Source organism: Treponema sp. C6A8 (assembly GCF_000619925.1).
GTDB lineage: Bacteria > Spirochaetota > Spirochaetia > Treponematales > Treponemataceae > Treponema_D.
This window is the reverse complement of record NZ_JHVB01000001.1, coordinates 289,992-316,010: the sequence shown is the minus strand read 5'-3', so window position 1 is coordinate 316,010 and position 26,019 is coordinate 289,992. Positions and strand designations below refer to the sequence as shown.

The window sequence follows — 26,019 nt, the reverse complement described above, 5'->3', positions numbered from 1 at the left end:
TTTCTTTAAACAGGAGAATTTAATGGCAAAAACAGTTTATCTTGGAATTACGGGTGACATCATTCATCCTGGAATCATTAACATCATCAATGAAGGCGCAAAACTTGGAGAGCTTACTATCGGACTTTTGACAGACAGTGCTATCGTCAGCCACAAACGCCTTCCCTACCTTACTTATGACCAGCGCAAAACTGTAGTAGAAAACATCAAGGGTGTAGCAAAAGTTGTTCCACAGGAAGACTGGAGCTATGTTCCAAACCTTAAAAAATATAAGCCGGATTATATTATTCACGGCGACGACTGGAAATCTAACTATCTGAACCACATCCGTGACGAAGTATTTGAAGTTATGAAGGAATGGGGCGGTCAGGTTGTAGAAATTCCTTACACACAGGGAATCAACTCTTCTGCTCTTGCTGATAACGCTTCTTCAATCGGCACTACACCGGATGTTCGCCGTGCTACCCTCCGCCGTCTTATTGCCGCAAAGAAAATTGTCCGCATTATGGAAGCTCACAGCGGTTTGAGCGGTTTGATTGTAGAAAATGCAGAGGTTGAAAAGGAAGACGGAATCCACCGCTTTGACGGTATGTGGTCTTCTTCTTTGACAGACTCTACTTCTAAGGGTAAGCCTGATATTGAAGCTGTTGACCTTACAACCCGTATGCACTCGCTTACAGATATTCTTGAATGTACAACAAAGCCAATTATTTATGACGGCGATACAGGAGATATTCCTGAGCACTTTGTATTTACAGTACGCACACTTGAACGCAACGGTGTTTCTGCTGTTATCATTGAAGATAAAAAAGGTCTTAAAAAGAACTCACTTTTCGGAACAGAAGCAAAGCAGGTTCTTGCGACTGAAGAAGAATTCTGTGAGAAAATTGCTGCAGGTAAAAAAGCTCAGGTTACTAAAGACTTTATGATTATTGCCCGCATTGAGGAAATTATTGCAGGTTACTCTGTTGATGAAGCAATCAAGAAGGCATTTGCAGCCGTTCGTGCCGGTGCCGACGGTGTAATGATTCACTCAAAAGACAAGAGCGGAATGGATATCAAAGAATTCTGTCAGAAATTCCGCGCAGAATACAAAAATATTCCTATCGTACTTGTTCCAACAACTTACAACCAGTTTACAGAAGATGAACTTGCTGAATGGGGTGCAAATATCATTATTTATGCAAACCACATGCTCCGCGCAAGCTACCCTGCCATGGTAAAATGCGCTGAAACAATTTTGAAAGCAGAACGCTCACTCGAAGTAAATGACATTTGTATGCCGATTAAACAGATATTGGAACTCATTCCGGGGACAAAATAAGCGTAAAATCGAAAATCCGTTAAAAAACGAGCTGCGGCAGCGGGTCGTTTTAGGATTATCGATAAAACCGCTCAGAGCAAGCTATGCTTGCGACTTTTATTTTAGGAGAAAACATTTTGATCCGACCATCTTACTTTTACGATTTATTAATTAAAAACGGCACCGACTTTTTTGCGGGTGTTCCAGACTCGCTTTTGAAAAACCTCTGTGCCTACATCACAGACAATGCTCCGGCAGAAAATCACATTATTTCTGCAAACGAAGGAAGCGCAACAGGCCTTGCTACAGGATATCACCTTGCAACCGGCAAGATTCCTATGATTTACATGCAGAACTCTGGCGAAGGAAATATGGTAAACCCATTGATGTCTATTGCAGACCCTGATGTTTACTCTATTCCTATGCTGATTGTAATCGGCTGGCGCGGAGAACCTGGTGTTCACGATGAACCTCAGCACGTAAAACAGGGAAAAGTTACCTGCGAGCTTCTGGATGCAATGAAGGTTCCTTACGAAGTTTTGAGCGACAATGAAGCTGATCTTCCTGCTCAGTTTGAAAAGGCCTATAAATACATCAAGGAAAATAATGCTCAGTACGCCTTTGTAATCCGCAAGGGCACTTTTGAAGACTACACTCTTCAGAACAATGTTCCTGTAGAAGGAAAAATGAGCCGCGAAGAAGCAATCGAAAAAATCATGCTTTCTGCAGATGACAGAACAGCCTTTGTTTCTACAACAGGTATGATCAGCCGCGAGCTTTACGAACAGCGTGACAAGCACAATATGGGCCATGACCGTGACTTCCTTACAGTGGGTGGCATGGGTCACGCAAGCCAGATTGCCCTGGCAATCGCAATGCAGAAAAAAGACCGCCAGGTTTACTGCCTTGACGGAGACGGAGCTTCTATCATGCAGATGGGCGGTATGGCAACAATCGGAAGCCGTAAACCATCTAACTACGTTCACTTTGTATTGAATAACGGTGCCCACGATTCAGTCGGAGGTCAGCCTACAGTTGGCCGCGAAGTTGACTTCTGTGAAATTGCAGAAGGCTGCGGCTATGAAAACGTAGTAAAAGTCACAACACCTGAAGAACTGGATGCAGTTTTGGGGGATGCCGAAACAAAAGAAAAACTTACTTTTGTCGAAGTCTTTGTTACAAAAGGTGCAAGAAAAGACCTTGGAAGACCTAAATCTACACCGGTTGAAAATAAAATTGCATTGATGAAATTTCTGGAGAAATAAATATGATTAGACAGGCAGTAATTGTTGCAGGCGGACTTGGAAGCCGCTTTGGAAACAGAACAAAAGAAATGCCGAAAGGCTTTATAGAAATTGATGGCGTTCCAATGGTTGAACGCTCGGTTCAGAAGCTGATTGCAGCCGGAATCGAAGAAATCATTATCGGAACAGGCCACTGCTCTGAATATTATGACGAGCTTGCAAAAAAATATCACATCATTAAAACAGTCCGCAATGACAACTATGCAAATACAAGCAGTATGGGAACTCTTGCAGTCTGCGCACCTCTTATCAAAGGCGATTTTATTCTTTTGGAAAGCGATTTGATTTATGATTCAGTCGGACTTAAAGTTCTCCAGAATGATGAACGCGCTAACGTAATTCTTGCAAGCGGAAAATCAAACAGTCACGACGAAGTTTACCTCGCCGCTAACGAAGACGGGTTTTTGAACGAAGTAAGCAAGGATAAATCAATTATTCCAAATCCTGCTGGCGAACTTGTAGGCATTACAAAAATCAGTAAATCTTGTCTTGATAAGATGATGGCTTACTATAACAGTGATTCTTCACTTATCAAAATTGATTACGAAAACGTGCTCAAGCATGTAAGCCTTAACGGAGAACCAGTTTACGTTCACAAGGTTGAATACTACGCATGGACAGAAATCGATGATGAGAACATGCTTGACCGTGCCCTCACACAGATCTGGCCTCGTATTGTAGAAAATGAATCTTTGCAGGCTATCCGCCGCGAAGTTCTTTTGAACCCGGGTCCTTCTACAACTACAGACAGCGTAAAATATGCTCAGGTCGTTGCGGATATCTGCCCTCGCGAGCTTGAATTCGGAAAGCTTATGGAAGATGTTGCAGAAGGATTAACAGAAGTCTGCGCAGATCCAAAAAATTACATTTCTGTAATGTTCGGCTGTTCAGGAACTGGTGCAGATGAAGCAATGGTATCTTCATGCGTTCCGCCTGACGGAAAGCTTCTTGTAGTAGATAACGGTTCTTACGGTGCCCGCCTTGCAAAAATTGCAAGTGTTTACAACATCGATATGGACGTATTCAAATCTTCTACATACGAACCAATTGACATCAAGGCTCTTGAAGAACAGATGAAGAGCAAAAAATACACAACTTTTGCCATTGTTTACCATGAGACAACAACAGGCCTTTTGAATGACCTTGCAACAATCTGTCCTATGGCTAAAAAATACGGCATGACAACAATCTGTGATATAGTATCTGCTTACGGCGGTATGCCAATCGATTTGGGCTCACTTGGAATTGACTTTGCAACAAGTACTTCTAACAAGCACATCGGCGGTATGGCAGGAGTTGGTTTTGTAGTATGTAAAAAGTCAGAACTTCTTAAACAGAAAGACTGGCCAATGCGGAACTACTACCTTAACCTTTACGATCAGTATAAATACTTCCTGGAAACAAAGCAGACACGCTTTACTCCACCTGTACAGACCTTCTATGCTTTGCGTCAGGCAATTATTGAAACAAAGGTAGAAACTGTAGAAAAACGCTTTGAGCGCTTTACAGCCTGCTGGGAAATCCTGGTAAAAGCTTTGGATGAAATCGGGCTTAAGATGCTTGTAGACAGAAAGTATCAGAGCCACTTTATTACAGCTATTCTGATTCCAGAAACACCAAAATATAACTTTAATGCCCTCCACGATTATGCAAAATCCTTTGGCTTTACAATCTACCCTGGAAAGCTCGGAAACATCGATACATTCCGAATTGCAAACATGGGTGACATTAAGCCGGAAGAAATGACACACTTTACTTGTGTTCTTCGCGATTATATGCATTCAATTGGAGTATGCTAAATAATATTTGAATAAAAAAGCCCTGCGGGTCCCAGCGACGACGAAAATCAAGGTAAAACGCTAGTTAGCGTCGCGTTTTGCCCCCTCGCGGGACAAATGCTTTATACCGTCGCATTTGTCCTTAATTTTCGTCTGCGTCCCACAGAGCTTTTTTATTCGATTTTATTTAAAGAAGAACTTACACCCAACACTAACTACAACACCAATTGTTGTCGGATATTCATCTGTGTTGGCAATGTGGTAAGAAGTGCCCCATCCTGCATTTTTACAGTTTCCGTTGTTGCCATAAACACTTCTATCATAGTCATCGTCATCAATTACAGTGTAATAGCTCAAAACCATACCAATATCACCAGTAATAACAATAGGACAATGTCTGTCAGGAATACGTAATTCTCCACCAACACTTAATGCATGAATCCAGTTATAAGCACCATCATGAAGGAAGAACTTTTCTAATTCATCACGGTTATAACGGCTTAATTCATAATAGAGGTTACTTCCCGGAACCTGCTGACTACCAAAGTCGGCGCCATGGCGGCTGAACTGATAGCAGATATGAGCTGATAATGTCGGATCAATATTAAATTTAAATTCACCAAGAAGCTCATCAGAGTTAGGAGGCATATAATAACCAAGACAGCTTCCTGCATTAGTATAATTTTCATAAATATAATGATTATACCATGGAGTATAGTTAATAGCCTGATGAGTATAGCAGTATGGTTCAACTTTCGTATAACGAAGGGAGAATGAAGCCCATGAAAGTTTTGGAAGAGGAACCTTAAAACCAGCCTGATATGCATACATTGCGCGAGTTGCCTGGAAAATATTAGCTTTCAACATTGCTGTAACTTCATCAAGATATACTGAAGCCCAAATCTGTCCAAGCCCAGCCTTTTGAAGACGAATATCTCCAAAAAGCGCAAGGTTATCGTAATCTCCCACACTATTCTGATATACAACATAATTAGTAAGCGGGAACATATATCCAAGCTCAAAACGTTTTGGCCAGACAACAGTGCTTCCAAAGTCAAAATGCAAATGCTTGAAATCAAGTTCAATCATATTGATTGAAAAAGCATTCTGGAAGAAATATGCATCATCCAACTGAGTATATCCAGGCCATGAATCTTTTGCAAAATAATCCTGGTTAGCATATTCCAAAGAACCAACCATAAATGAATATCTCAGCCATGGGAACAAAACTGCAGATGCTTCAAGACCGAAGAAAGGTTCTGCCTGAGCATTAAGGACAAGACTTGAACCATTATCCATTCCAGCCCATTCACGATCAACGCGGCCAAATTTTACAAGAAGCTTTTCATCTAAAACAGAAAAATTTATTTCTCCCTGAATACCACCACCAACACTCAGTTCACTTGGCCAGCCTTCAAGACCGCTTGCGCTCAAGTTTGAGATAAAGTAAACCTGTCCGTCCCATTTTTTATTGTATCTGTATGGAAGATATGAAGTCAGCAGCTGTTTTTGAATCGTTCTTTTTTTGGGATTATACTGATTTCCATTTGCATCAAGTTTGCCGTCAAAGAATTCTTCCAGATTATCATTACCAGCGCCAGTTGCGCTTGCTGTATTATCACCGTACCAGTTATAACCTATAAAATAACTTCCTAAATCTACATGATCAGCTTTTGTAGCGTCCATAAAAGCAAAAACGTTATATGATAAGTATTTTGTTAAATCACCTTCAAAAGTAAAGCTTGGAATAAGTTCAAAAAGATAACTTTTATAGCTGGATTTATTATATATGCCAAGCGAGCCGACCATTTCAAATCCAAAATTATAATTAAAACTAAGAGGTAAATCCGGATTATCATTTTTTACGCGGGCATGAAAAACATTGTTTTTCATTTCATCGTTAGGGCGCATTTTATCAACATAAAAAGCAAGAATTTTAGCTTCTTTTTCAGAAAGCTCATATCCGCTGTCATAAATTTCATTTATTGCCTTAAAGATTTGAGCCTTGGTATATGGTTTTGCACCACTTATTGTAGAACACAAACCTTTAAGCTGAGCCTGTTCTATAAGCTCATAAACACCATCATAAATACTGACAGATACATTCTTCTGAGCAAAAACATTTGAGAAACTTAAAAAACAAATACAAATTAATAATGATAATTTTTTCATAATTTCCTGCTATTTTAAATTAGAAAAGCGAGCAATTCAAAGCAAGGGCAATCTCCATTCCCTGCTGAAAGTTACCGCTTTCATTATTATTATTAAATACAAACTGATACATCAGCTGTCCTTTTGCTGTAATATGGTCATTAAAAGTATAACTGCCTTTTACTGCTATCTGATTTGTAAACTGAACAGTACCTGTTAGCCTGAAATCACGGGCAATACTTGCAGCTTCATCTGCGGATAATCCACCCTCTTCACCTCGTTCCCCAGCTTTCAAAAGAACAGTTGGATAATAATTATTGTAATAACGACCTGCATCCTCATCTTTTGCATACTTACTGAAAATTCCAAAAGAATTGGTTCCATGAGCAAGGAAAAGATAATTTGCTTCTGCGCTCCACTGTTTTGGCATTGTATATCCGAATTTTGTCTGAAAACCGATTGCATCAGGACCAAATGGAGTTCCTATCCATGAACAAAGCGGTGTTGAACCATTACTCTGCATATTGTAACGATAAGAGTAAAGAGACCATTCCTTAGCCTGCTTTATATATAAAAATGGAGTTGTATAAATTGCTTCAAATCCAGTGGAATACCAGCCGCCATGTTCTTCAGGGATTTTTATTTCTACACCACCCTGATAACCCCAGCCGTCCGGATAAGCTCTTCCAGAATCACTTGTAAGTTCATTAGGAGGCTGCATTTCATCCTGTGAATACAGACAATAAATTCTTGTATTAGAGCAAGGAAGGATTTCCAGAGAGAGTCCCATATAGGCACATGTATGAGCTTCTCCGTAAACTTTTTCTTCCCATGCGGAATTCATTTCAGTCCAGGTACCGAAAGAATGAAGAATCATAAGAGGATTCATGTATCTGAGTGAAAATCCCCCATTAATAAGTGTTCCTTCAAGAAATCCGATTTTCAACCATTTCCAGGGGATAACTTCCATAGAATGAAGGTACATAAATTTTTCTTCATTATCAGTATGATTGATTTCAATTACGTTCATTTCATACTTGAACTGACGTGAAAAAATTTCTGTATGGAAATAAACGTTTGTATCAAAAGTACTGTTATAAATTATTGAACCGGTTGAAGTATTTCCTATCTGAAGTCCGCTTCTTGCCACATGAAGGTTAAAGCCCCAGCCTGAATCAAAAATATGAGTAAAAGATGCATTAGCAACTTTAGGAGTATAAAAATCATACTGACTTAAATCGTAACGCAGGTTATGATTAAAATAATCATCTTTTAAAAGACCGAACTGACTTGTTCCCAAAGAAAACTGTGTTTCGATAATAAATTTGTCATCAATATCAAAAGTTACAGGAATAACAGCAAGCGGCTTTGTAAAATCACTTCCTGTAAAAGATGATTCAACAGCATAGCCTTCTGTCATTAACGCTGAAGCAGGGAGTCCATCAGGATTTGATTCAGATTTCAAAAGAGATTCTGTTTTGGTTGAAGTTAATTTTCCCGTATAATCAGTAGCCATAGACCATTCAATCTGATCATTTGTTCGGGCAAGAAGTGTAGGATTTAAAATAAGATTAAAACCGATTTTGACAGGCTTAAGTTTCAATGCAAACTTACTTTCATTAAGATATTCAAGGGTTTTATCATAGAGCTGCTTTCCGCCATAAGAAAGAGCATCATAATCTACAATGGAAAGATAAAACTTAATTTCTTTTACGCTCAATGGCGCATTATCAGCAATCGAAAGAAATTTTGATTCCAGACACAAAGCATTCAAAGCATCATATACCCAATGTCCGGCCGGAACCAGTTGCTGTGAACCATAACCTTGCGAAGCCAATGGAAGTAATAATTTTGTCATTAATAACACAACAAACAACTTTCTTAAATGTTTCATACTTTAATTTTAATGATTTCCTTTCTATAAAACAAGCGTAACTAATAGTATATTTTTTGATTTTAATATATTATGAATATTATGACATCAGGCGAATTGCTGAATTATCTAAAATACAAATATCCGCGGACAAGTTCTTTTATATCAGGTTTATCTTTATTTTTTGTAGACCTGTTTGTTATTATGCTTTCACTTGCAATCGGATTTTTTATAGTTAATTTACTATTTCCATCTTTATTGAATTTTAAATCTGTAATCAACTATTTCTTTTTTACACCAGTATTTGTACTGACATTTGCTGCAGTTGGACTTTATCCTGGAATTATGATTCCACCGACAGAAGAAGTAAAAAAATTCTGTGGCTGTACTCTTTTTGCCCTTGGCGCAATGACCTTAGGAATTATTATTGCAGATATAAATGACTACGAAATTTTAGATTCATTTATACAGGATTCTAAAGATAAGGCTGTAATTCTTTCATTTGCAATTACCTTCCCTGTCGCAACAATACTTCTTCCTGGAGTCCGTGAATTAGCTAAAACTTTATTCGGACATTTCAGCTGGTGGGGTGTTCCTGCAATTATTTACAGTACAGGTCACAGTGCCGATTTTATTGTTGATAAATTGATCAGTAATCCATATCTAGGCTATCACCCTGCAGTTATTGTAGATTCTGCAGCAAAAGGATATGAAGAATATAAGGGAATTCCTGTATTACCTCCATTAAAAGAACTTCTTGATAATATTAAAATGCATAATGTAAAAACTGCGGTAATCTGTGACTATCACGGAGACATGAAGAAAGTCATGTCTTCATACCGTTACACAATTACAGTTTCAAAACAGCAGACAACTTTTACAACAACGCAGCAGCTTAAAGATATTGCAGGAATCATTGCATTCTCTTCTGTTCACAATCTAACTTTCAGAATTAATAAAGCATTAAAACGCCTGCTTGATTTATTTATAATTTTAGGTCTTTCACCTGCCTGGATACCGGTTTTTATTCTGTGCGCTGTACTTACTAAAATTACTTCACGAGGTCCTATTTTTTACGGTCATAAGCGAGTTGGAAAAAACGGTAAAACAATTAAATGCTGGAAGTTCCGTTCAATGGTCATTAATTCTCAGGAAATTCTTGAAAAACTTCTTGCAGAAAATGAAGAAATGCGCGCCCAGTGGGAAAAAGACCGTAAACTTGAAAATGATCCTCGCATTACAAAATTCGGAAAGTTGCTTCGTAAAACAAGTATGGATGAACTTCCTCAGCTTATCAACATTCTTCTTGGAGAAATGAGCCTTGTAGGTCCACGCCCGGTTACAGAACCGGAACTTGAAAAATATGGCGATTACAAGGATTATGTTTTATCTGTAAAACCGGGACTTTCCGGCATGTGGCAGATTTCAGGCCGCAGCGATACAGGTTATGAGGAACGAATTTCTTATGATACATACTATATTCAGAACTGGTCTATATGGCTTGATATCTGGATTTTAATAAAATCTGTTTGGGTTGTTCTTTTAGGAAAGGGTGCTTACTAATATGCGTAAATTAAATAAAAAAGTTTTAAGTATAATTTTTGCTTTTTCTGCATCATTAATGCTTTTTGCAGAAAAATATCAGATTTCAGATGTTGAATACGAAACTGAAGGCGCTTTTGGATTTGGAAAGACAAATCCTTATTCTCTTTCTCTTAATGTTGAAGTAGATAAAAAACGTGTTTTTGAAACAGAAGCAGCTTTTCTTCACTACAAGGATGATTATATCCAGCGACTGAAAAATACCAGACTTTTTTCAAAGATTGAAGTTGATTATGCTTATGATGAAGAAGATGAAAATGGAATTAGAAAGGTACATCTTTCTGTTCATACAGTAGATTCAATTCATATTCTTGCCTTCCCTTATCCTAAATATGATTCAAACAAGGGATTTACAATGAAAATAAAGGGAAAGGATAATAACTTTTTAGGCTCAATGAATGAAATGGCCGGAGAACTAAATTTCAGCATAAAAGATTCATCTTCTGAAGATTCTAAAAATAAAATTGGATTAGGTTTTTCTTATGACCATCCATTCAAAGCAGGCCCTTTTAATGCAACATGGATTAACGACTATTCTTTTTCATATAACTTTGATGAATCATCACCGGAATGGGATGCAAAATCCGGTTTAAAGCTTTCCCTTCCTTTTCCACGCCACAGTTTTGTATGGGAATTTGACCAGTCTTTTATAAAAAATCTTGATTATTCTAAATATGATGATGATTTGTACTTCAAGGAATATTTTAATTTTTCAGTTCCTATAAAAGTTGCAATAATTGATGACTGGGGAAATGTTACATATACTCCAAGTACTTCTGTAACATACAACTGGGATTTTGATGGCATTCAGGAATTAAATACAGACCTTTCAAGCCCGGTACTCTCAATTGGTCATACATTGGCAACTTCACGTATTAACTGGGCTGATAATCTCCGTAACGGCTTGAGCATTTCTTTAGGAAACTCTTATTCATATAATACTCAAAGATATACCTTTACTCCAAAGGTTGAAACTGAACTGCAGGCATTCAAATCATTCTACTTTGATGACATGGATGATGTATTTGCCCGCATGGGACTTGCAGCAGATTTTTATGCTTTCTATGACATTCAGGATCCTCATGGTAAGTATATAATGGTTAACGGAAGTAATATTGGTTCAAGACTGCGCGGTATCCGAGATGACTTAAAATATGATGATACTGATTACAAAATGTGTAATGTAATATCTGCTTTTGTATTAAATCTTGATATGCCAATACACTTCTTTACATCAACTTTTGAAACTAAAGTCTTAAATAAATTAAACGTTGATGTTCAGATTTCACCTTTTGTTGATATTGCGCTCACCCATAATAAGATTACAGACCGCTGGTTTGATCCTCGCGATGGTTTCTATTGTGGTGGTCTTGAAGTTCTTATCTATCCTCTAAAATGGTCAGGATTTGTATTCCGTATTAGTGCCGGAATTGATATGGCACGAACTGTGCTTAAGAAGCTAAAAATGCCAATTGAAAATGACTGGCGTTCCGGATCAAAATACGAACTTTCTATTGGTCTTGGATTACAATACTAAAAAATCAGTTCTTCTGGAGTTTACCAAGCTCCAGAACAGAGTGTTGCTGCCAGTATTGTTCCGGACATGATGCCGAAAGAACTTTCAAAACAGAAGAAGCAAAATTATTATAACCTAGTGTAATTAAAATATCGCAGAATGTTGAAAATGCATTCCATACATCATATTTATTACACCATTCAATAATATCCGGATAAAGACTGATTTCATAAAATAAATGATCCAAACTGACGTACGTATAGTCAATATTACGGGATGCAACAATTTCTTCCATTCTTGAAAAATCTGTAAGTACAGAAAGAAGGGCAAACTGCAGGGCCTTTTGATTTTCTCCAAGACCATAGTAATAATGACAGAGTTTTGAATATGCAACAATTGTATAATAAGAATCTGCCCGATATAACTGAAAGAACTTTTCCATAGAATCAGGGCGATTTATGGTTACTGTATTCATCATGGCAGAAAACAAGGCCTTATCCGTATAATTTTTGTCTTCTGTAAGAACTGAAAGCAGGCGTTCTTCCATTTTTCCAAAATCTTTTTTTAGTTCGCTTATTCGGGCAAGTTTTAAATATATTTCATATTTTTGATTAGGAATATCAAGAACTTTTGCATTTTTTATTGCAAGAAGATAATACTGCTCGGCAAAATCATATTCACCTTCCATAAGGTAAATATCACCGATAAGGCACTGAGCCTCTGGAAAATCTTTAATTTCATCAATATAGTCAATCATTTTTGTAATTGAATCATCAAAGAAATCCTGACCTTTTTTCATATAATAATATTTGATTACGTCAATTGAATCTTTTTCGTTTCGTTCTTCAAGAACTGCAAGTATGGCACTGATGCTGTCTCCGGCACGCTGAACACGGCGGGAAGACATGCTATTTTCAAGATATTTTTTATTTGCTTCTGAAAGCTGTTTGCGATACAAAATAGCATTTTCACAAAAACTGAGGGCATCACCATAGTTTTGACTTTCAAAACAAAGCTGAGCCTCGCGGTATGCCTTGATGCTGTCTTCATTAATACTTAAGTTAAGTGCCGAAAGAGCAAGACTTCCAAAAGCAAAAAGAGAAATAATACAAGCAGTAATTTTTTTATTCATTATTAATCAACCTATAAAGAATTCAATTCCTTTTCAAATACTTTATCGGCATCTTTCGGGTCAATTGTTTGCACAATTTTACCTTTCTTAAAAATAATTACTTTGTCAGTGGCGCCAGCAATTCCTATGTCAGCATGCTTGCCTTCTCCAGGCCCATTTACAATACAGCCCATAACAGCAACAGTGATGTCTTTTTTCATTGCAAGAAGGCGGGCCTGCCAGCGGTCAACAAAAGCATGAACGTCAAAACCAAGCCGTCCGCAACGAGGGCAGCTTACAATTGTTACCCCGCCCTTTCTTTTTCCGCATTCCTTAAGAATATTAAGTCCTGCGATTACTTCGTTTTCCGAAGATGATGAAAGACTTACGCGGATGGTATCTCCAATGCCTTCATTCAAAAGTGTAGAAAAGGCAATAGAAGATTTTACAACGCCACCTATTAATGGACCAGCCTCTGTTACTCCAAGATGAAGAGGATTATTGTATTTCTGCGCATAAAAGCGATTACATTCAATTGTTTCTGTTACATCGCTGGACTTCATGCTTACTACATATTGATTAAAGTTTAACTGTTCAAATATTTCTGCCTCGCGAACAGCAGTCTCGCACAATCCCTGAGCGCGGGTAATTTCGCCTTTTGCAATCTTTTCCTGTAAATCTTTTGGAAGACTTCCAGAATTAATTCCTATTCTGATTGCAACTCCGTTATCACGACAGCCTTCAACAACGCGCTTTGTATTTTCTATTGAACCGATGTTACCAGGGTTAATACGGATTGCGGCTGTATTTCCCTTAAGGCATTCCAACGCAAGACGGTGGTCAAAATGAATGTCTGCAACAAGAGGCATGGAAGTACGTTCTGCAATCATGGAAATGGCTTTTGCACTTTCCATATCCGGAACTGCAAAGCGGACAATATCACAGCCAAGAAAAGAAAGCTCGTTCAGTTCTCGCAAAGTGCGTTCCAATTTTTCATTATTCTGTGGGATATCTGTAATGCTTTCCTTCCACATTGTCTGAAGTGTTACAGGATTGTTTCCGCCAATAATCAGGGGACGAGTCATTCCTTTACAGCCAAGTTTTACTTCTTTTGTAATCATTCGCCGTCTTCCTCAGAAGTTTCTTCTTCATCGTCTTCTGAATCTTCAATTGCAAGTTTTGAAGTAAGTTCTGCTATCTCTTTTTTTAAGCCCTGAATGAGTTTTGTCTCGTAAATAATAAGTCCTACAGGAACCACAGTAATTACTGCAAAAATACCGATAAGGAGTTTTGATGGATCTCCTGCCATAAATTTATCCCAGTCAAAAAGAAAAATACAAAAAAGGAAGGCACAGAGAGTGCGGCTTCCGTCAAGTTTCTTTTTTTTGCTGCTAAGCTGATTGATTTTTTCCTGAATTTCGTCGTTTGTCATGGGTTAAATATAACATTTTTACTAAGTAGGGAAAAGATTAAAAAGGAAGGAAAAGCGCAGCGGAGGTTCAAATTATGCGTAGCTTAGAACGCAGGAAGTAAAAGACAGCGAACGCTGTCTTTTACATAAAATAATTACAAATCTACGTTCTCGGCGGAGCATAATTTGGTTCTCCGCGAGAGCGTTTTATCAATTTGTAAACTATGCAATAAGTGAGAATACCATTGCAAACAAAGCAACAGATTCACAAAGACCTACTACCATGATGTACTGAGCAAAACCTTTTCCAGTTTCACCAAGAGCGTCAGAACCTGCTGCACCAGCTTTTCCCTGAGCAATAGCAGAGAAACACATAGCAAGACCAGAAGCAATACCAAGACCAAGTGCAAAACCAGGTGTCATTTCACCGCTCATTACCTTTGGCTTCAAAGCAATGTTCATCAAAAGGAAGCCGTAAATTGTCTGTGTAAGAGGAGCACCAGCAAATACAGTGAGGATGAATGGGGCTGGTTTATTGTTTACATAACAACGTTTCCAGGCTCCGATTGCTCCCTGACCAGCGATTCCGATTCCGATTGCTGAACCGATAGCAGCAATACCCATACAAACAGCAGCACCAATGTAACCCCAAATTTCCATATTTTTCTCCTTTAACCCGCAAACGCAAGGTTTAATTTAATTTTTAATATCTGCACATGCAGATTGAATTACTGATTTATGCCGCCATACGACGGCATTTTTTTTACGAAGATTTTTTCTCCGCAAACGGATTGAACTTTGTTCCGCTCCATGCCATACCGATATGTGTACAGAATTCAAGAGTATTCAAACGAACACCGTGTACAATTACCGAAAGCAGGTTCAAAATCATGTTCAAGCCATGTCCGAACAAAAGCAGAACTATTGCCGCAATAAACAGAATTGCGTGTCCAAGAATTGGACCTGCAAGGGTGTTTACAGTTTCGGAAATAGCAGCTCCCGCAAGACCTACAGCCCAAAGTCGGATGTAAGAAACAATATCAGAGAATACGTTTACGACTCCCAAAAGAACCGAAATAATATTCTTACAAGATTCCAGGATAGAAGCACCAATGCTTCCTTCATAGTTGGCAAATATAAAACTCAGAACAAAACCTGCCGCAATCAAAGAAATCTCGATTTTGCCGACAGGAACAGTTCCAATGTAGCCAAGCATTGGGAATACATCAGAGTTTACAACCATAGAAAGTACTACCCAGAACATACCGATAAGCTGCATAAGTGAACCAATGTCACCTACCGCCTTCAAGCCGTTCTTAAGGCTGATGTTTCTTGCTGCGGCTTTGATATGGGCAACTGCAAGCTGAACAAGTGCCAGAGAGAAGCAGAAAATCTGCAGGTTCTGACTCTTTGTAAGTCCTACAGCCTTACCGCCAACCTCGCTAACCCAAGGAACCTGCCAGAGAGTATCTTCATAAGCAGAAGAAATCCAAGGAATAGAAAGATTTTTAAGCCAGTCTGGAAGCATATCTACAGGAATACCAAACCAGGTACAGGTTACGGCACCCCAAACGATCGTTGCTATAGAAACCAGCGTAATAAGGCCGAATACAGGCGCAACCTTTTTGCCAGACGCTTTTGACTTAAGCATAAGTAAAAGTGTAAGGACAAGAACAAGCGCACCGTAGCCGCCATCGCCAAAAATCATTGCAAAGAACACTGTAAAGAACAGTAAGAACCAGCCCGAAATATCAAATTCATGATAGCCAGGAACAGTTCCCAAGAAGTCTGTAAGAGGATAAATCAAACTTACAAACTTGTTGTTCTTAAGCTTTGTTGGAACGGCAAGGTCATCATCTTCCGGATCTGCATAGGCAAGAGCCCAGTTATTCTTAGCGCAGTCTGCCTTGAATTCTTCAAGATTTGCTGCAGGAACATAACCGCTGATCCATGCAAGGTCATTTTCATCACCTGAAGTTTCGCGTTCCATACCGGCATTTACGTTTTCAAACTCAATGTCTGTTTCAAGGTTTTTCTTAAAAGCAGAAATTGAAGGAAGATATTTTGCATTTGCCGCAAAGAAGGCTTCAATTTCAGAAACTTTCTTTTCATCATCCTTAATCTCTTTTTCCAGCAAAGAGGTTGAAATGCGTGGTAAAGGAACTTCAAATGCCTCTGGCATAAGATTTTCAGGGCGTCCCTCACCGCCGTTTATAATCATAAATCTTGCAGTCTTTTTATTCTTATTTACAAGGATTGTCTGAATCTGCTGGTCAATCTGATTATATTTTTCTACAGGAACTTCATACATCTTAAGCTGAATGCCTTTTGTTACAAGGTATTCAAAATCTTCATTTGTAACAGTTCCCCATCCGCTAAAGCGGTCAAGTTCGGTAGCGTCACTTGAAATTTCTTCCAGAAGCTGTTTTTTACGCTCTGATTTTGCAACAATGTCTGCACAGAGCTTTGCAGTATCTTCATCAGAAAGAGCCGGTGCCATGCCTTTTTTTGCCTTGGGAGCCTTAATTTCCCCTAAAACAGATTCGGCAACCAGCGCATTTGCAGAAGCTTCCTTAAAGGCAGAAAGTTTTTCACTTGCTCCCTCTAATTTCTCCAAATGAACAAGACCGATTTTTCTAAGATTAACAAGAGCCTCTTCACGTTCCTTATTTAAAAGAACAAGAGAGACTTTTTTCATTGGTTCAATCATTTACCTGCCTCCTGTTCTTCTTCGGAATTATTCTGAAGCTTTTTCTTTGATATTTTACTTCGGACAACCGCCGCAACCTGTTCATCACCAAGATAAACAGATATTTTCTTGATATTAGCCTTTGTCTCAGGAATCTTAACCTTTTCAAACAGGTTTACACGCTGTGTTGTGGTCCTGAGTTCCTTTGAAAGAAGCCTAACCTGTTCATCAAGAACTTCGGCTTCAAGGTCTAAAGAAAGGGCCTTTTCCATTCTGTCGGCTGCCATATCAATCCACAATGGGGTTTCGTACAAATCGTAGTCCCCGCGTGAAAAATCTGCGCCTTCATAAATCGGAATGGCAACACCGGCAATATTACCCCATCCTTTTTTGATGTTTTTTACGGTAACCATTTCCGGCTTAAAAGCCTCTTCTTCTCCGAATACTGCAATCCATGCGTCGAATTCCTTTTCGAGCGCCGCTCTTGCAGCACGGACTTCTCTGGCCTTCTGGTCTATTGTGCGGATTTCTGTCTGAAGCTGTTGTTTTTTAAGCACAAGGGTTGGAAGATAGCGGTTATACATTTTAAGCGCATCTTTCTGGACCTTCTGCTCATTCTTAGTAAGTTTTATCTTCGCCATTAAACATCCTCATCACATCTTAAAGCTCACTTTTATGCGAACTTTAGCTCGATAGATAAAAATCAACGATTTTTATCGTACCATCTTTTACCTCACAAATAATCGCTTACTTCTTTGGCCAGTGTTTTTCAATCAAAGATGATTTAAGACCAGTTTCCTCAGGCTCGAAGCAGTCTGCAAGGATTTTCCATCCAAGGTCGAGTGCTTCTTCCAGAGAAATATTCTTTGAAAGGTCCATCATCTCTGACTCAAACATTTTTCCGTAAGTAAGAAGTTTTTCATCCCACTTACTCATGATAAATCCCATTGATTTCTTTTCAAGGGTGTCTTTATAGCTTGAGTAAAGACGAATCATACCGTCCATAAGTCCGCGGTGGTCATCACGGGTTGTACCGTTTACGTTCTGCTTCAAGCGTGAAAGAGAACCGAACGGCTCAATACGGCCGCCTTTAAGGTAGTACTGACCTTCTGTGATGTAACCTGTGTTATCAGGAACCGGGTGAGTAACGTCGTCACCAGGCATTGTTGTAACGGCAAGAACTGTTACAGAACCGGCACCTTCAAAGTCAACAGCCTTTTCGTAGCGGGCTGCAAGCTGAGAGTACAAGTCTCCAGGATAACCGCGGTTAGAAGGAACCTGCTCCTGAGTAATGGCAATTTCCTTCATTGAGTCTGCAAAGTTTGTCATATCGGTAAGAAGTACAAGTACGTCTTTTCCTTTAAGGGCAAACTGCTCGGCAACTGCAAGAGAAAGGTCAGGAATCTTCTGACATTCTACAGTTGGGTCTGCCGCAGTATGAATGAACATAACTGTGTGGCTGAGAGCGCCGCCTTCTTCCAGTGTCTTTTTGAAGAAGAGGTAGTCATCGTATTTAAGACCCATACCACCGAGTACGATTACGTCAACTTCTGCCTGCATGGCAATACGGGCAAGCAGCTGGTTGTAAGGTTCACCAGAAATTGAGAAAATAGGCAGTTTCTGAGATACAACCAGTGTGTTGAACATATCAATCATTGGAATACCGGTACGAATCATACGCTTAGCCATGATACGTTTAGAAGGGTTTACTGAAGGACCTCCGATTGTAACAAGACTGTCTGTAAGGGCCGGACCATTATCGCGAGGTTCTGCAGAACCGTTGAAGATACGTCCAAGAAGATCATCAGAGAAAGAAACCTTCATCTGATGTCCAAGGAATTTAATATGGTCGCCGGTTGAAATACCGCGTCCGCCGGCAAATACCTGAAGTGAAACTACATCACCTTCAATTTTATTTACTTCGGCAAGTGATTTACCAAAACGTGTTTCGATTTCTGCAAGCTCACCGTAAGCTACGTTATCAGCCTTTACAGTGATTACGCTTCCGACGATGGATTCAATTCTACTATAAACTTTGTTCATAACTATTCACCATCCTTAAGCATTGCGCTTACTTCATCGCGAACTTTACCGTTTGCAGAAGCATAATGAGCATCAAAGTCTTTTTCTGCCTTGTAGAAGTCATCTGTGTTCCAGATTGTGTAGTTCCAGTCAAGGAACTTCTGACGGAGCTGGTTGAAGAAGTTACGAGCAGCATCTTTATCAGCAAGGTCAAAATCTGAACCAATAACTTTTACAACTTTTGCAAAAGTATATTTCTGGCGGTCAACGCAGACAGCGGCATCAACTTCATCAAAAGAGTTCTGCTGCATGTAAACAGCATCAATAAATTCACTCTTAAGATATTCAATGTAGTCTTCTGTTGTAGTACCGTCTTCACCAATTACCTTCATCATCTGGTTTACTTCAACACCGCGGAGGAAGACCTTGCGGGCAAAAGTAACCAGCTCTTCACGGATAACTGATTTGTATTTAGACCATGAAATAATAGGGTCAATTGCAGGATACTTACGGGCATCTGAACGTTCACGTGAAAGTCCGTGGAAGGCACCTACTACCTTCAAGGTTGCCTGTGTTACAGGCTCTTCAAAGTTACCGCCGGCAGGAGATACTGTACCACCGATTGTTACAGAACCAACTTTTCCATCGCGGAGGCGAACAATACCAGCGCGCTCGTAGAAGGCAGCAATGTAAGATTCAAGGTAAGCAGGGAATGCTTCCTCACCAGGGATTTCCTCAAGACGACCAGACATTTCGCGCAAAGCCTGTGCCCAGCGTGATGTAGAGTCTGCAAGAAGAAGAACGTGAAGTCCCATCTGACGGTAGTATTCAGCAAGTGTAACAGATGTATAAACCGAAGCTTCGCGGGAAGCAACCGGCATAGAAGATGTGTTACAGATGATGATTGTTCGCTCCATCAAAGAACGTCCTGTACGAGGGTCTTTAAGTTCAGGGAACTCTTTAATTGTTTCTACAACTTCACCCGCACGTTCACCGCAGGCAGCGATGATTACGATATCAACGTCTGCGTTACGTGATGTTGTATGCTGAAGAACTGTTTTTCCGGCACCGAAAGGTCCTGGAATACAATATGTACCACCTTTAGAAACCGGGTAGAAGGTATCAATCAAACGAACCTGAGTTACCATTGGCTCAGATGGAGCAAGGCGTTCTGCATAGCAGTCAACGGCGCGTTTTACAGGCCATTTGAATGCCATCTTAAGCTCGTGGTCCTTGCCCTTTTCATCAGTTACGACAGCCATTACATCTTCAATTGTGTAAGAGCCGGCTGGAGTAACCTTCTTAACTGTGTACATTCCAAGTAAATCAAATGGAACAAGAATTTTATGTGTAAAAGGTCCTTCCGGAACAGAACCAATTGAATCTCCGCGAAGAAGCTTGTCGCCTTCTTTTACGCTAGGAGTCCAGTCCCATTTTTTATCGCGTGGAAGTGAATCTACATAAACACCGCGCTCAAGGAAGAAGCCTGCTTTTTCTGCAACCAGAGGAAGAGGGTTCTGAAGACCATCAAAAGTCTGTCCCAAAAGTCCTGGTCCCAATTCTGCACAAAGGAGATCGCCAACAAGTTCTACTGTGTCACCGGCTTTAATGCCCTGTGTCATTTCGAAAATCTGCATCTGAGCCTTATTGCCTCGGATACGGATTACTTCTCCTCGTAGTTTTTTTCCGTCAACATTAACGTAACCTACTTCGTTCATGGAAACTTGACCATCAAACTGGATTGTTACCATGTTTCCGTTAATGCCGACTACTTTAGCTTTTGTATCCGTCATTTCTTTTTCTTATCTCCATCTAAAATATTATCATAAATTTTATGATAAGAAGTTTTTCCAATTTCAGCATCAAACTTTTTCATGCGTTCAACAAGCAGAAGCCTGATTCCGTACGCATAAACTGAATCCACCGAAAACGAATCAAGAGGTCTTAATTCATCAAGAAGTCTGATTCGGTACTCAAAAAGAAACTGTTCTGCGCTCAAAGGACTGTCCATTCCAACTGCAGTGCGGGCTGCCTGAATAATATCAGCAGTAACACCCGGCGGAAGTACAGCAGCATCTTTTTTCATCTTCTGAGCACGGATTTGTGCCAGAGCATAGCGCAGGCTTCTTTCTTTTTCATACCAAGTATCCAAAAAGACAGATCCTGTAGATGAAGCATCTTTTGGCGGAACTAGCGAAAGCGAGCCCACTATTGATTTTTCATCTTCGGAAAGAAAACGGCAGCACAATTCCTTAAAACTTACTTCATTTAAAGGAAGGGCTGATTTTCCTTCTGCAGCAGAGATATTTGGTAACTGTGAAACCAAATAATAATATGCCACTACTCTGTTCCTTTTGCAGCGGTCTTCATAAGTGCTGCAACTTTTGGATTAAGATATGCGCCGAACATTTCTGCAAGTGATTCAGCAGAATAGTCGTAATATGCGGCGCCGTTTTTAACACCAATTCTAAAGCCGGCTGTCAAAGTCTTATCAGGCTTGATTTCGAGTCCTTTAGAAATTTCAGCTTTAAGGTCGCCTGTAAGGGCAGCTTCCAGAGATTTCAAATCTTTTTCAGCAAGCAGAACTGAAAGTTCTGAAGCATCGCTGTTTTTTGCCCATGCTTTTACTGTTTCAGGGATAAGTTTTGCAAGGACATCTTTTGTTGCTGCCTTTGCTGTCTCTGCCTGAATAAGTCCGTCAAGTTCAGCTACGAGAGAATCCTTAAATGAAAGCAGCATGTTTCTTCCAGCCTGAACGATAGCCTCTTCACTGGCTTTTTCCATTCTTTCTGTTTCTGCTTTTGCATTTTTAATGATTTCTGCAGCCTTGTCCTGAGCATCTGCAACGATACTTTCAGCTTTCTTTTCAGCTTCTGCAATTTTTTTTGCAGCTTCAGCTTCAGCAGTTGCAACGCCATCTTTTTTGATCTTATCAATCAGTTCTTGTAATTGTACGTCCATCATAACCTCGCAAAATAATTTCCATTAGTAATATATAAAGTTTATACGCTAATTCTGTATAATTCAAACAAAATGTTTTATTTTTTTATAAGAATTCGCGAGAAAACTATATTTTAAATGAATAAACGGTTTTTGCCTTCATTGTCTGGCCAGGCTCAAGAATACAGGTCGGAAAATCCTTTTGATTTGGTGTATCCGGGAAAACCTGAGTTTCAAGACAGAATCCGTCGTGAATATTGTATTTATTGCCGCTGCGGCCCACTTTGTCCTGAATGAAGTTTCCTGTGTAAAGCTGGCAGCCTACCATGTTTGTAAACACCTGCATTTCGTGCCCACTTACAGGCTCAGTTACCTTACAGAATTCAACAAGGTCTGAATCATCAAGAGGAACAGAAGTTTTTGTTTCAGGTGTGTAAACTTCTGTTACATAACAGTGGTCGTAGCCAGGCTTAATCTGATCGATATCCTGCCCAAGAGTTTTAGGATTATTAAAATCAAATGGAGTGCCGGCTACATCAAGAAGTTTTCCTGTTGGAATCAATTTTGGAGAAACTTCCAGGTAATATGCCGAATTCATCTGCATTACGTGCTCATAAACCTGACCGCGGCCTGCAAGATTGAAATAAGAATGATTTGTAAAGTTTACAGGAGTTGCCTTATCAGTTTTTGCAGTATAAGAACAGGTAAGGTTATTATTCTTATCAAGAAGATAAGTTACTTTTATTTCCATATTACCAGGGAAGCCCTGCTCTCCGTCCGGTGAAATACGGGAAAACTGAATTCCTGCCTGATTTTTACCTTTAATGATTTTTGAATCCCAGACAATTTTATGCCAGCCGTCAAAGCCGCCGTGAAGGCAGTTAGGACCGTCATTCTTATCAAGGTCATATTTTTTACCGTTAAGGGTAAACTGAGCTTTTGCAATGCGGTTTGCAAAGCGGCCGACAAAAGCGCCAAAATAACAGTCGTTGTTTACATAGCCGTCCAAAGTTGAAAAGCCCAGTGTAACTTCTGTTTTTTTACCATTCTTGTCATTTAAGATTATGCTTGTGATTGTACAGCCGTAATCTGTGCATGAAAACTGCATGTCGCCGTTTGAAACAGTATAAAGAGTTACCTTTGTACCGTCCGACAAGAGACCAAATTTTGATTTATCTATCTTCATATAAAACCTCCGGAATTTATAATCCCATATCAATTACAAACTGAACTTCAGTAATTGAACAGGAAAGCTCGTTTGCAATCTGTTCAATCTGAAAACCTTTATTAAACAGGTCCATTACCTGTTCTGAAAATTCTTTTTTACTTGTTGCTGCAGCATTAAACGGCCTGACTCTGTTTTCAGTCTGACTTTGATTTTTTCCCGTCGGTTCTTCATCAAGAACTTTTGTAATAATAAGCGGCACGTGTTTGTAAGCAGAACCATCGGGCATTACGTTAGTTACATCGTCTAGAATAGGATTATTGTTAGAGGACTCTTCTTCAGCATCAAAAAGAGAACTCTGCTGAGGTTTTACAATTTCATAAGATGAATCCGGATTTATAGTCTGGGCATCAAAAAGAGACGGAGCATTATCTGCGGCAGAAGATATTTTTTTAGAAACAGAAGGTTTTCTTACAGGCTTGATTTCCGAAACATTTTTATTTTCTACATATAAAGGGCTGTTTCCAGAAAGCTTACTGAGTTTATCTGCCTCTGCAATTGCATTCTGCAAAAGTCTGCTGGCCTCACGGAACTGTTCCATTTTATGTTCAGTTTCGTTTAAAAGAGCGCGAAGGCGTCTTGAAGATTCGTTAATTAAATCAAGATCCCGGTTTGCCTGACCGTTGATATCTTTTATCATTTTGTCCATATAGGACTTTGTTTTTTCGATGATATTTTCAGTAGAGAAAATTTTTTTAAAGCGGATAAGAAAAATTAAAAGAAGAACTATTGTAATTAAACTTAAGGTTATTGCAATCGTAGCTGCCACACTTTACCCCGTTACCTTGTTATATCGATAATCGTTCCTATATAAGGCGAACCTGATTTTGAGCCTGACTGAGAATCAGAGGCATTATTTTCAGATTCGTTTCCGCCATTCTGTTCCTTTTTCTTTTTACTGCCAAAGGCCGCAGCGCCGTCCCGCCCGTCTTCATCAACCGAATTCGCATCAGCCCTGTCTGTCTGAGTTTGCTGCACTTTGCTGGCATTTTCAAGACTTCGCTGAATATTATCCTGCTGCTGCATGGCTTCCGTAAGCTGAGCCTGCTGCCCTGCCGCCATAGTCTTTGAAAGATTAGAGAGCTGAGAATACATTGTCTGAAGGTCAATCGGCTGTATACCCATCTGGCATTCCTACGTCAGCGCTTGGTGGTTCATATTCACCGCGCTTACTCAGCTTACTGGCATCATCGTAGAAGAAGGTTGTCTTCTTACAATCCATCTTAATTTCATCAAGTGCGTCGCGGATATAAATTTTTACGCCGGCATAAACTGTATCTTCAACTTTAACCTTACCGATTGCCTTAAGTTCCTTAAGGTGAGCCTGGATTCCTGCAATTTCGTCATTTATCTGCTCAAGTTCCTGGTAAAGCTGCTGCTGTTTTTCCTTGAATTCAGAAAGCTTGTCTTCCTTATCCTGAGGAAGCTTTTTACGCAGTTTTTTCTGCTGCTCAAGAGTCTGGATATCAAGGTCGAGTTTTTCGTATTCAGTTGTATTCTTTGACTGCATTTTCTGCAGTTCTTCAAGTCTTTTTTTAGCACGAGGGTCAATACCAACTTCAAGAATTGTTTCTGTACCACCGCCCGGAGAACCGATTTTCTTGGCGCAGATTTCCTCTGTTGCAAGAAGATGTCCTCCAAGAATCTGTGCCTTCTTACCACGCACAATGATATTCTTCATTGCAGTAACGTTTGAGTTGATGATACTGTCATTTACAACGACGTTTTCTTCAACCTCAACGGTAGCTTCGTTGATAAACTTAGCCCAGAGAGATTTACCGGCCTTGATATAACCTTCACCCTTACCAAAAATACCCTGACTAACAACAATATTTCCGGTTGCCTCAAGATGAGATTTATCTACAATGCCGTTTACTTCAATATTAGTTGCTTCTACGCGGAAGCCTTCTTCAACAGAACCTTTAATGATAACTGTACCGACAAATTTAATATCACCAGTTTTAACATTAACTGCATCAAGATATTTAACAGGCTCAACGGTAATCTTTCCGTTTACAATCATAACTTCACCGTCAATAGAAGCCTTGATTGTAATTCCGTCGCGGTCCCATTCGGTATTTGCGCCAAGCTGAACTACAGTATCCTTTCCGTCCTTTGCATCAAGCCAGCGGCCCAGAAGGGTCTTACCGCCCTTACCTTTTTCTGCAGGAACCTTAGTTGCAAGTGGCTGACCTGCAATAACGTTCTGAATCTGATTAAGCTGCTTGAAGTTGATTCGTCCTGATTCTTCGCTGACCTTTGGCTTAAGCTTTTTAGGGTCAGTTTCAAAGTTGTAGGAAATATATGAATCGTGTCCGTCAACAGGCATAACGGCATGACAGATTTCAAATGGTGTATTGTATACAGGAGAATCGACAAACTCACGAACCTTATCTTCAAGAACACAGTCTGCAAGAATACCCTGCTGGTAGCAGGCACGCTTGATTGCCTCTGCAGAAGCTTCCTGACCACCCATGGCTGGTGGAGAAACGATAAGGTTTCCAGACATTTCGTCTTTTGAAATATCTACGGCAATAAGAACGTCGCCGGCCTGAGAATGCTTGTAATCTCCGACCTTCTGATATTCGTTATCAGTACCGTTTTTAATGAATTTTTTGATTGAATCTTCGTCAAAAGAAATTGTATCTTCACGCTTAACTTCATCAAGAACTTCCCGCAGCTGGATTGGCGTACCGTTTCCAAGCGGAAGAACAACTTTAAGCATAATATCTGAGCCGAAGTGGCGTACATAGAACATTCCGTCTCTGTCCGCAACTTTTTCTGTATCTTCCAGCTCGTCGTCTGTAAAAAGACCTTCCGAAGCAAGTTTCTGAACTTTTTTAACGGTAGAGGGATCCTGATAGATTTTCAGTTTCCAGGGACGCTTTCCAATTCCCAAAAATCCGTCACTTCCCTTTTCAATAACTTCGTACTGAAGGTTACCGACTTTTGTTTCAAGCTGAACGGCAGCATCAGCCAGTGCCTCATCAATTGTATCAGCGTGAACGTCAACATTATGAAGCTGCTGGTCTGTATCCAGCCGAGATTTCATTTCTGCACGGATTTTTTCCAGGGTAACCATATTTCATCGCCC

At 39.7% G+C, this 26,019-nt stretch carries 21 protein-coding genes; 5 read left to right on the top strand and 16 right to left on the bottom strand.

The window, feature by feature from the left end; translation table 11 throughout:
- Positions 1 to 22 precede the first annotated feature (22 nt).
- The 3 genes from aepX to T530_RS0101385 all read left to right on the top strand — a co-directional run bounded on the left by aepX (position 23) and on the right by T530_RS0101385 (position 4,406).
- Positions 23 to 1,324, top strand: coding sequence for a phosphoenolpyruvate mutase (gene aepX, locus T530_RS0101395; RefSeq protein WP_027727463.1), 1,302 nt, complete (start codon positions 23 to 25; stop codon positions 1,322 to 1,324).
- A gap of 116 nt (positions 1,325 to 1,440) precedes the next feature.
- A complete protein-coding gene (gene aepY / locus T530_RS0101390) occupies positions 1,441 to 2,568 on the top strand; it encodes a phosphonopyruvate decarboxylase (RefSeq protein ID WP_027727462.1) in 1,128 nt (375 codons plus the stop codon).
- A gap of 2 nt (positions 2,569 to 2,570) precedes the next feature.
- Positions 2,571 to 4,406, top strand: a complete 1,836-nt coding sequence (locus T530_RS0101385) for a 2-aminoethylphosphonate aminotransferase (protein WP_027727461.1) — start codon at positions 2,571 to 2,573, stop codon at positions 4,404 to 4,406.
- A 162-nt stretch (positions 4,407 to 4,568) separates the two neighbouring features.
- On the opposite strand, the gene T530_RS0101380 is transcribed toward T530_RS0101385, so the two are convergent.
- Both T530_RS0101380 and T530_RS13215 read right to left on the bottom strand, forming a co-directional pair.
- Complete coding sequence (locus T530_RS0101380) at positions 4,569 to 6,557, bottom strand: hypothetical protein (protein ID WP_027727460.1); 1,989 nt, start codon at positions 6,555 to 6,557, stop codon at positions 4,569 to 4,571.
- 19 nt (positions 6,558 to 6,576) lie between these two features.
- Positions 6,577 to 8,394 carry a hypothetical protein gene (locus T530_RS13215; protein WP_051537717.1) on the bottom strand — a complete coding sequence of 606 codons (1,818 nt, stop codon included), beginning with the start codon at positions 8,392 to 8,394 and terminating at the stop codon, positions 6,577 to 6,579.
- Positions 8,395 to 8,502: 108 nt separating this feature from the next.
- Here T530_RS13215 and wbaP point away from each other — a divergent pair, with 108 nt between their 5' ends.
- Together wbaP and T530_RS0101365 are read left to right on the top strand one after the other, a co-directional pair.
- Positions 8,503 to 9,972 (top strand): undecaprenyl-phosphate galactose phosphotransferase WbaP, encoded by a 1,470-nt coding sequence (wbaP, locus tag T530_RS0101370; protein ID WP_051537715.1) that lies wholly within the window; start codon positions 8,503 to 8,505, stop codon positions 9,970 to 9,972.
- Between the two features lies 1 nt (position 9,973).
- Positions 9,974 to 11,548 (top strand): hypothetical protein, encoded by a 1,575-nt coding sequence (locus tag T530_RS0101365; protein ID WP_027727458.1) that lies wholly within the window; start codon positions 9,974 to 9,976, stop codon positions 11,546 to 11,548.
- Positions 11,549 to 11,552: 4 nt separating this feature from the next.
- On the opposite strand, the gene T530_RS0101360 is transcribed toward T530_RS0101365, so the two are convergent.
- The 14 genes from T530_RS0101360 to T530_RS0101295 all read right to left on the bottom strand — a co-directional run bounded on the left by T530_RS0101360 (position 11,553) and on the right by T530_RS0101295 (position 26,007).
- Positions 11,553 to 12,659, bottom strand: coding sequence for a hypothetical protein (locus T530_RS0101360; RefSeq protein ID WP_027727457.1), 1,107 nt, complete (start codon positions 12,657 to 12,659; stop codon positions 11,553 to 11,555).
- An 11-nt stretch (positions 12,660 to 12,670) separates the two neighbouring features.
- Complete coding sequence (gene ispG / locus T530_RS13210; protein WP_038073244.1) at positions 12,671 to 13,759, bottom strand: flavodoxin-dependent (E)-4-hydroxy-3-methylbut-2-enyl-diphosphate synthase; 1,089 nt, start codon at positions 13,757 to 13,759, stop codon at positions 12,671 to 12,673.
- Entirely contained in the window at positions 13,756 to 14,070 is a 315-nt protein-coding gene (locus T530_RS0101350) for a hypothetical protein (protein WP_027727456.1), read from the bottom strand. Before T530_RS0101350 ends, ispG begins: the two co-directional genes overlap by 4 nt.
- A 201-nt stretch (positions 14,071 to 14,271) precedes the next feature.
- Entirely contained in the window at positions 14,272 to 14,709 is a 438-nt protein-coding gene (locus tag T530_RS0101345; RefSeq protein ID WP_009106122.1) for an ATP synthase subunit K, read from the bottom strand.
- Positions 14,710 to 14,812: 103 nt separating this feature from the next.
- Complete coding sequence (locus T530_RS0101340; protein ID WP_027727455.1) at positions 14,813 to 16,759, bottom strand: V-type ATP synthase subunit I; 1,947 nt, start codon at positions 16,757 to 16,759, stop codon at positions 14,813 to 14,815.
- Positions 16,756 to 17,379, bottom strand: a complete 624-nt coding sequence (locus T530_RS0101335; protein ID WP_009106120.1) for a V-type ATP synthase subunit D — start codon at positions 17,377 to 17,379, stop codon at positions 16,756 to 16,758. The genes T530_RS0101340 and T530_RS0101335 overlap by 4 nt, the downstream gene beginning before the upstream one ends.
- Before the next feature lie 106 nt (positions 17,380 to 17,485).
- Positions 17,486 to 18,781: a V-type ATP synthase subunit B gene (locus T530_RS0101330; protein ID WP_009106118.1), complete on the bottom strand. Its 1,296-nt coding sequence runs from the start codon at positions 18,779 to 18,781 to the stop codon at positions 17,486 to 17,488.
- Between the two features lie 2 nt (positions 18,782 to 18,783).
- A complete protein-coding gene (locus tag T530_RS0101325) occupies positions 18,784 to 20,553 on the bottom strand; it encodes a V-type ATP synthase subunit A (protein ID WP_027727454.1) in 1,770 nt (589 codons plus the stop codon).
- On the bottom strand, positions 20,550 to 21,101 hold the full coding sequence (locus T530_RS0101320; RefSeq protein ID WP_027727453.1) for a DUF2764 family protein: 552 nt from the start codon (positions 21,099 to 21,101) through the stop codon (positions 20,550 to 20,552). The genes T530_RS0101325 and T530_RS0101320 overlap by 4 nt, the downstream gene beginning before the upstream one ends.
- Positions 21,101 to 21,721, bottom strand: a complete 621-nt coding sequence (locus tag T530_RS0101315; protein ID WP_027727452.1) for an ATP synthase subunit E — start codon at positions 21,719 to 21,721, stop codon at positions 21,101 to 21,103. The genes T530_RS0101320 and T530_RS0101315 overlap by 1 nt, the downstream gene beginning before the upstream one ends.
- Before the next feature lie 106 nt (positions 21,722 to 21,827).
- Positions 21,828 to 22,886: an aldose epimerase family protein gene (locus T530_RS0101310; RefSeq protein ID WP_027727451.1), complete on the bottom strand. Its 1,059-nt coding sequence runs from the start codon at positions 22,884 to 22,886 to the stop codon at positions 21,828 to 21,830.
- A gap of 16 nt (positions 22,887 to 22,902) precedes the next feature.
- On the bottom strand, positions 22,903 to 23,694 hold the full coding sequence (locus T530_RS0101305) for a hypothetical protein (RefSeq protein WP_027727450.1): 792 nt from the start codon (positions 23,692 to 23,694) through the stop codon (positions 22,903 to 22,905).
- An 11-nt stretch (positions 23,695 to 23,705) separates the two neighbouring features.
- The gene (locus T530_RS0101300; protein WP_027727449.1) at positions 23,706 to 24,050 is read right to left on the bottom strand and encodes a hypothetical protein; all 345 of its coding nucleotides are present in this window, start codon (positions 24,048 to 24,050) and stop codon (positions 23,706 to 23,708) included.
- The gene (locus T530_RS0101295) at positions 24,031 to 26,007 is read right to left on the bottom strand and encodes a FapA family protein (protein ID WP_027727448.1); all 1,977 of its coding nucleotides are present in this window, start codon (positions 26,005 to 26,007) and stop codon (positions 24,031 to 24,033) included. Before T530_RS0101295 ends, T530_RS0101300 begins: the two co-directional genes overlap by 20 nt.
- Positions 26,008 to 26,019 lie beyond the last annotated feature (12 nt).